General features: G+C 47.8%; 8 protein-coding genes, 4 tRNA genes and 1 pseudogene. 4 read left to right on the top strand and 9 right to left on the bottom strand.

Features of this window, described 5'->3' with window-relative positions; genetic code table 11:
- Positions 1 to 21: 21 nt before the first annotated feature.
- From rplA to KWG64_RS24540, 9 genes are all read right to left on the bottom strand, one after another.
- On the bottom strand, positions 22 to 726 hold the full coding sequence (rplA, locus tag KWG64_RS24500; RefSeq protein ID WP_101080118.1) for a 50S ribosomal protein L1: 705 nt from the start codon (positions 724 to 726) through the stop codon (positions 22 to 24).
- A 4-nt stretch (positions 727 to 730) separates the two neighbouring features.
- Positions 731 to 1,159, bottom strand: a complete 429-nt coding sequence (rplK, locus tag KWG64_RS24505; protein WP_013577413.1) for a 50S ribosomal protein L11 — start codon at positions 1,157 to 1,159, stop codon at positions 731 to 733.
- A 173-nt stretch (positions 1,160 to 1,332) separates the two neighbouring features.
- Positions 1,333 to 1,878 (bottom strand): transcription termination/antitermination protein NusG, encoded by a 546-nt coding sequence (nusG, locus tag KWG64_RS24510; protein ID WP_009639145.1) that lies wholly within the window; start codon positions 1,876 to 1,878, stop codon positions 1,333 to 1,335.
- Positions 1,879 to 2,262, bottom strand: coding sequence for a preprotein translocase subunit SecE (gene secE, locus KWG64_RS24515; protein ID WP_034794996.1), 384 nt, complete (start codon positions 2,260 to 2,262; stop codon positions 1,879 to 1,881). It lies immediately after the preceding gene.
- 253 nt (positions 2,263 to 2,515) lie between these two features.
- Positions 2,516 to 3,700, bottom strand: a complete 1,185-nt coding sequence (gene tuf / locus KWG64_RS24520) for an elongation factor Tu (protein WP_165061132.1) — start codon at positions 3,698 to 3,700, stop codon at positions 2,516 to 2,518.
- 108 nt (positions 3,701 to 3,808) lie between these two features.
- A tRNA-Thr gene (locus KWG64_RS24525) sits at positions 3,809 to 3,884 on the bottom strand.
- Positions 3,885 to 3,891: 7 nt separating this feature from the next.
- Positions 3,892 to 3,966: transfer RNA gene (locus KWG64_RS24530), tRNA-Gly, on the bottom strand.
- 130 nt (positions 3,967 to 4,096) lie between these two features.
- A tRNA-Tyr gene (locus KWG64_RS24535) sits at positions 4,097 to 4,181 on the bottom strand.
- Positions 4,182 to 4,200: 19 nt separating this feature from the next.
- Positions 4,201 to 4,276: transfer RNA gene (locus KWG64_RS24540), tRNA-Thr, on the bottom strand.
- Between the two features lie 131 nt (positions 4,277 to 4,407).
- Here KWG64_RS24540 and KWG64_RS24545 point away from each other — a divergent pair.
- The 4 genes and pseudogenes from KWG64_RS24545 to KWG64_RS24560 all read left to right on the top strand — a co-directional run.
- Positions 4,408 to 4,662, top strand: coding sequence for a hypothetical protein (locus tag KWG64_RS24545; protein WP_218523397.1), 255 nt, complete (start codon positions 4,408 to 4,410; stop codon positions 4,660 to 4,662).
- Complete coding sequence (locus KWG64_RS24550; protein WP_218523398.1) at positions 4,659 to 5,195, top strand: GNAT family N-acetyltransferase; 537 nt, start codon at positions 4,659 to 4,661, stop codon at positions 5,193 to 5,195. Before KWG64_RS24545 ends, KWG64_RS24550 begins: the two co-directional genes overlap by 4 nt.
- A gap of 218 nt (positions 5,196 to 5,413) precedes the next feature.
- On the top strand, positions 5,414 to 6,364 hold the full coding sequence (coaA, locus tag KWG64_RS24555; protein WP_218523399.1) for a type I pantothenate kinase: 951 nt from the start codon (positions 5,414 to 5,416) through the stop codon (positions 6,362 to 6,364).
- A 189-nt stretch (positions 6,365 to 6,553) separates the two neighbouring features.
- Positions 6,554 to 6,635, top strand: a pseudogene (locus KWG64_RS24560) (IS200/IS605 family transposase); the annotation flags it as partial.

Raw genomic sequence — 6,635 nt, forward strand, 5'->3', positions numbered from 1 at the left:
GCGATAAACGTCAGCAGTTAATTAGTTAACTGTTGCGCTCAGGCCGCTTTGATCAATAGCAAGACCCGCGCCCATGGTAGTGGACAGGCTTACTTTCTTGATGAAAACGCCTTTAGCCTGAGAAGGCTTCGCTTTTTTCAGAGCGACCAACAGAGCTTCCAGGTTTTCTTTCAGCTTGTCGGATTCGAAATCAACCTTACCAATGGTGGTATGGATGATGCCGTTTTTGTCGTTACGATAACGAACCTGACCTGCTTTAGCATTCTTAACTGCTTCAGCAACGTTAGGAGTTACAGTACCAACTTTCGGGTTAGGCATCAGGCCACGTGGACCCAGAACCTGACCTAATTGGCCAACAACGCGCATTGCATCAGGAGATGCGATAACAACGTCGAAGTTCATTTCGCCTTTCTTAATCTGGTCTGCCAGATCTTCCATACCTACCAGCTCAGCGCCTGCAGCTTTAGCAGCTTCAGCGTTTGCACCTTGGGTGAAGACGGCAACGCGAACAGAACGACCGGTGCCGTTAGGCAGAACGGTAGCACCACGAACGTTTTGATCAGATTTACGTGCATCGATGCCGAGGTTAACAGCAACGTCCACGCTTTCTACGAATTTAGCAGTGGCCAGCTCTTTGAGCAGAGCAACGGCTTCGGTGATGTCATACTGTTTAGTAGCATCAACTTTGTCACGGATCACGCGCATGCGCTTGGTCAGCTTAGCCATTCTATTAATCCTCCACTACCAGGCCCATGGAACGAGCAGTACCTTCGATGGAGCGAGTCATCGCTTCAACGTCAGAACCAGTCATGTCCGCAGCTTTGGTTTCTGCGATTTCACGAACCTGAGCACTCGTTACTTTACCAACTTTGTCTTTGTTCGGCTTGCCGGAACCAGACTTGATACCAGCCGCTTTCTTCAGCAGTACTGCTGCAGGAGGGGTTTTGGTAACGAAGGTGAAAGAACGGTCAGAATAAACAGTAATAACAACAGGAATTGGCAGGCCTTTTTCCATGCTATCAGTCTTAGCATTGAACGCCTTACAGAATTCCATGATGTTCACGCCTTGCTGACCCAGAGCTGGACCAACTGGCGGACTTGGGTTTGCCATACCGGCTGCAACTTGCAGCTTAACGTAGGCTTGTACTTTCTTGGCCATGGTAAATATCCTCGTTTGGGTGATATCGCCTGTTTGAAGAGGCTCCCCGTTATTTACAGTACTTCATACTTTTCACACGCAGAGGCTGCGCATAAAAACAAAAGGCGCGAAATTATAGTTCAATTTCGCGCCCTGTACAACATCTGTTCTAATGAATATTTAGAAAGGTGCCGTTAGCCTTTTTCAACCTGTCCGAAATCCAGTTCGACCGGTGTTGCACGGCCAAAGATGGAAACAGACACTTTCAAGCGGCTTTTTTCGTAATCAACTTCTTCGACCACACCATTGAAGTCCGCAAACGGACCGTCGTTAACACGTACCAGTTCACCTGGTTCAAACAATGTTTTAGGACGTGGCTTATCACCCACTTGTTGCAGGCGATTCATGATCGCATCGACTTCTTTATCGCTGATCGGTGCAGGACGATCTGACGTTCCGCCAATGAAGCCCATCACACGAGGAACGCTGCGAACTAAGTGCCAGCTGGCGTCATTCATCACCATCTGTACCAGCACATAACCCGGGAAGAATTTACGTTCGCTTTTACGGCGCTGGCCACCACGGATCTCAACCACTTCTTCGGTTGGAACCATGACTTCACCAAACAGTTCTTCCATGTCATGTAATTTGATGTGCTCACGCAGCGATTGCGCTACGCGGCCTTCAAAGCCAGAAAACGCCTGAACGACGTACCAACGTTTTTTAGGTGCTTCAGACATTTAGAACCTCAAGCCAGTAATGAAAGATACCAGGCGGACTAAAATACCATCCAGCCCCCACAGAATCAGAGACATAACGGCAGTTACCGCAGCAACGATCAGTGTGGTATGCAATGTTTCCTGGCGCGTTGGCCAAATGACTTTACGTACTTCGGTGCGCGCTTCACGAGCAAACGCAACTGTCGCCTTGCCTTTGGTGGTCAATAAAGCCACTGCGCCTGCAATTGCGATAATAACTACTACGGCTAACGCGCGTAACGGCAGGCTGTATGCACGGTAATAATAGTTACCGACAATAGCTACAACCAACAAAACGGCAACAACCAGCCACTTTACCGCTTCCAGGCCGCGCCCGCTCCCTTGAGCCTCGGTATTCGCACTCATAAACCAACCCGTCACAATGATTCAGAACAAACAACTTTGCCTCGCATTGCGAGGCAAACCAAACCGATCGATGCTCTACTCGAGCGCAATTCGGTGTTTTACGCTATATCTCAGAGCCTATCTCACCAGTGATTATGACGTATAAATCGCTGATGAGATAGGTTCTAGCACCACAGCGTAGAAAAAAGGGCATCGAATGATGCCCTTTTCGGGTGTGTTGCGTCAACGTATAGTGACAAAAAACTATCAGCGATTAAGCGATAACTTTAGCAACAACACCAGCGCCTACAGTACGGCCGCCTTCACGGATTGCGAAACGCAGACCGTCATCCATCGCGATTGGGTGGATCAAGGTAACAACCATTTTGATGTTGTCGCCTGGCATTACCATTTCAACGCCTTCTGGCAGTTCGATGGTACCGGTCACGTCAGTTGTACGGAAGTAGAACTGTGGACGGTAGCCTTTGAAGAATGGAGTATGACGACCACCTTCATCTTTGCTCAGAATATAAACTTCAGATTCGAACTGGGTGTGTGGTTTGATTGAGCCTGGTTTAGCCAGAACTTGACCACGTTCGATATCTTCACGTTTGATACCACGCAGCAGAACACCAACGTTCTCGCCTGCACGGCCTTCGTCCAGCAGTTTGCGGAACATTTCAACGCCAGTACAAGTTGATTTCACGGTATCTTTGATACCTACGATTTCAACTTCTTCGCCGACTTTAACGATACCGCGCTCTACACGACCGGTTACAACTGTACCACGACCGGAGATGGAGAATACGTCTTCGATTGGCAGCAGGAATGGCTTGTCAATTGCACGTTCTGGTTCTGGGATGTAAGAATCCAGGAAGCCAGCCAGTTCAATGATTTTTGCTTCGTAGTCTGCATCGCCTTCCAGTGCTTTCAGCGCTGAACCGCGAACAACCGGAGTGTCATCGCCTGGGAAGTCGTACATAGACAGAAGTTCACGAACTTCCATTTCTACCAGTTCCAGCAGCTCTTCGTCATCAACCATGTCACATTTGTTCAGGAACACGATGATGTAAGGAACGCCAACCTGACGACCCAGCARGATGTGCTCACGCGTCTGAGGCATAGGGCCGTCAGTTGCAGCAACAACCAGGATCGCGCCGTCCATCTGAGCAGCACCGGTGATCATGTTTTTCACGTAGTCGGCGTGCCCTGGGCAGTCAACGTGCGCGTAGTGACGGCTTGGGGTGTCATATTCAACGTGTGAAGTGTTGATGGTGATACCACGAGCTTTTTCTTCTGGTGCGTTATCGATCTGGTCGAATGCGCGTGCAGAACCGCCGTAGGTTTTAGCCAGAACGGTAGTGATTGCTGCAGTCAGGGTAGTTTTACCGTGGTCAACGTGGCCGATAGTACCAACGTTAACGTGCGGTTTTGTACGTTCAAACTTTTCTTTAGACATCGATTGTCCCTCTAAGACACGGTTAAATCGGTGGTATCACCACATCAACCAAGCATTTGCTTGACGAATTAGTTTACAGAAAGAAAATCAGGAGGGAGAATTTGGAAGTGGTGCTGATAGGCAGATTCGAACTGCCGACCTCACCCTTACCAAGGGTGCGCTCTACCAACTGAGCTATATCAGCACATACTTGGAGCGGGCAGTGGGAATCGAACCCACATCATCAGCTTGGAAGGCTGAGGTAATAGCCATTATACGATGCCCGCATCCTGGAACTCGGCTACCTGATTTTTCTGAAGAACTCGAAGACGGGGAAAAGGACGTGAGACACTTAATTCCTCACCTTCACTTAAAGCGACTCTTTCACTTTAAGTTGCTTCATTGCTGAAGCATGTATGGTGGTGGGGGAAGGATTCGAACCTTCGAAGTCGATGACGGCAGATTTACAGTCTGCTCCCTTTGGCCGCTCGGGAACCCCACCTAATTGTTAAGTACTTGAATGGTGCCGGCACCAAGAGTCGAACTCGGGACCTACTGATTACAAGTCAGTTGCTCTACCAACTGAGCTATGCCGGCATCAAGTGCTGCGCATTCTAGGGAGAGTTTACGGGGTATGCAACAAATAAATTGCATGTTTTGTTCTAACGCTCATGTTTTATTCAAAAAATAGGCTTTTGCCCTAATTAATGCGTTCGAAGGTTCAAATAATGTGCAAAAACACCCCCCTCACATCTCGTTGTCGAGCCTATGTCACGCCTTTTCCTCTCTGTTCATCCCCAAAAAAAATCATCCACTCCGCCAGTCTGGGCGATTTCTGCACTGAAAATGTGCTGTTGCTCCGTCAAAGATCACTTATCGGCGTTTTCTTTTTAGCTAATACTGATTTAACGGCATTTTTTGTTGGCTCAATTTTTGCAGCCTTCTATGCGGATGCACTGTTTCTTAAAGGAGTGCTGCAATGAAAATAGTCATGCTGAATGCGGCGACATTACCTGTCTATCGCGACGAACTAGCTCAACTTCTGGTAGAAGCCAACCAACAGGGAAGCTCTGCGGGTTTTCCATACGCCATAGAACAGCAAGATGCCGAGGATTCTTTCGATGATTTGCGCCCCGCGCTTGCTCAAAATGAGCGTGTGCTCTGGATTGCCCGGGATGAAAAAGGTGTTATGGGAACAGTCCAGCTGAATTTAACGCATCTGGCAGATTCACCGCATGAGGCAGAAATTAATACTCTTGTAGTTTGTGCTCGTGCGAGACGCCGGGGCGTCGGCAGATTGCTAATGCGTGAACTGGAACACACTGCTCAGAATCTGCGTTGTACCGTTCTGTCTTCTGATATGCAATCGGGTTCTGAAGCAGAAGCCTTTTACCGTGCTCAGGGATACCGCTGCGCAGCCTTGAAAGTTGAACCTGGCCGCTACAGCCGGAAAAATGAAGTGGTCTACTATAAGCGGCTCTCTGCGTTTGCCTGTTCCTCTCCTTCCCTCTTCTGACCTCCCATGGGGTGACGAAAGCCGCCCCAAACTTTTGCGATATCTTCCTTGTTTGCATAACTTTCTTAAAAATTTTTAAACTCAATCAAAGAAATCGATAAGTTATAAGAAAAAGATCTCTCCTGAAAATTAAGGTGTCTATAATATGCTGCTGGTTTACTGTCTGGAGTTGGCGTGATCGCCTTTCCTGACCTGCGCTAACAGGCAGACTTTAACTTATGAAAAAAAGAGACCCATCTTTGGCAACTCCTTATCTGCAGTTCGATCGTACGCAGTGGGCGGCCTTACGTGATTCAGTACCGCTAACGCTCAAAGAAGCGGAAGTCGTGAACCTGAAAGGTATCAATGAGGATTTATCTCTCGAGGAAGTCGCGCAGATCTATCTGCCGCTTTCACGCCTTCTCAATTTTTACATCAGTTCCAACTTGCGCCGGCAAGCTGTGCTCGAACAGTTCCTCGGTACAGACGGACAGAAAATACCTTATGTCATCGGCATTGCGGGAAGTGTTGCGGTGGGCAAAAGCACCACAGCGCGTGTCCTGCAGGCATTGCTGAGCCGTTGGCCAGAGCATCGTTCAGTGGAGCTGATTACTACTGACGGATTTCTCTATCCCAATAAAACGTTGCAGGAACGCGGGATCATGAAGAAGAAGGGGTTCCCGCAGTCTTACGATATGCATCAGCTGGTAAACTTCGTTTCTGAAGTTAAGTCAGGCGCTAAGCGTGTTACTGCCCCGGTGTATTCGCATCTGATTTATGATGTGATCCCCGATGGGAATAAAGTTATTGAGCAACCAGATATATTAATTCTTGAAGGGCTCAATGTTTTACAAAGTGGTATGGATTACCCTCACGATCCACATCATGTATTTGTTTCTGACTTTGTTGATTTTTCAATATATGTTGATGCACCGGAAGATTTATTACAGGGCTGGTATATTAATCGCTTCCTGAAATTCCGCCAGGGTGCATTCTCTGATCCCGACTCCTATTTCCATCACTATGCAAAACTGCCGGAAGAAGAAGCAGTAAATATTGCAACCCAGTTATGGAACGAAATTAACGGATTGAATTTAAAAGAAAACATATTACCGACCAGGGAAAGAGCCAGTCTAATCCTGACGAAAAGCGCGAATCATGCGGTTGAAAGCGTCCGGTTGAGAAAGTAAGTATTTCAGAGATGAATAAAGGAGAGCTTAGGCTCTCCTTTTATTTGTGCACAGAAAACCCCCAGCTAGGCTGGGGGTTCAGTAAAGCTGTCAGCTTTGAGCCAGTTATAAAAACCCCTTTTGATTTGTTAAAACAGTTTGCGGTCTGGCAACTGCAAAGGTTCAACAAGAAATCAAAAGGGGGTCCCAATGAGGGACGAAAAGAGCTTAGCGCACACGCGATGGAACTGTAAATATCACATAGTTTTTGCGCCGAAGTACCGTAGAAAGG

Origin of the sequence: Rahnella sp. PD12R (genome assembly GCF_019200965.1) — a bacterium.
Lineage (GTDB): Bacteria > Pseudomonadota > Gammaproteobacteria > Enterobacterales > Enterobacteriaceae > Rahnella > Rahnella laticis.

Coding starts and splice junctions, on each gene's coding strand:
- rplA (WP_101080118.1), bottom strand. CDS start 726: ATGGCTAAGCTGACCAAGCGCATGCGCGTGATCCGTGACAAAGTTGAT.
- secE (WP_034794996.1), bottom strand. CDS start 2,262: ATGAGTGCGAATACCGAGGCTCAAGGGAGCGGGCGCGGCCTGGAAGCG.
- rplK (WP_013577413.1), bottom strand. CDS start 1,159: ATGGCCAAGAAAGTACAAGCCTACGTTAAGCTGCAAGTTGCAGCCGGT.
- KWG64_RS24550 (WP_218523398.1), top strand. CDS start 4,659: ATGAAAATAGTCATGCTGAATGCGGCGACATTACCTGTCTATCGCGAC.
- KWG64_RS24545 (WP_218523397.1), top strand. CDS start 4,408: ATGTGCAAAAACACCCCCCTCACATCTCGTTGTCGAGCCTATGTCACG.
- nusG (WP_009639145.1), bottom strand. CDS start 1,878: ATGTCTGAAGCACCTAAAAAACGTTGGTACGTCGTTCAGGCGTTTTCT.
- coaA (WP_218523399.1), top strand. CDS start 5,414: ATGAAAAAAAGAGACCCATCTTTGGCAACTCCTTATCTGCAGTTCGAT.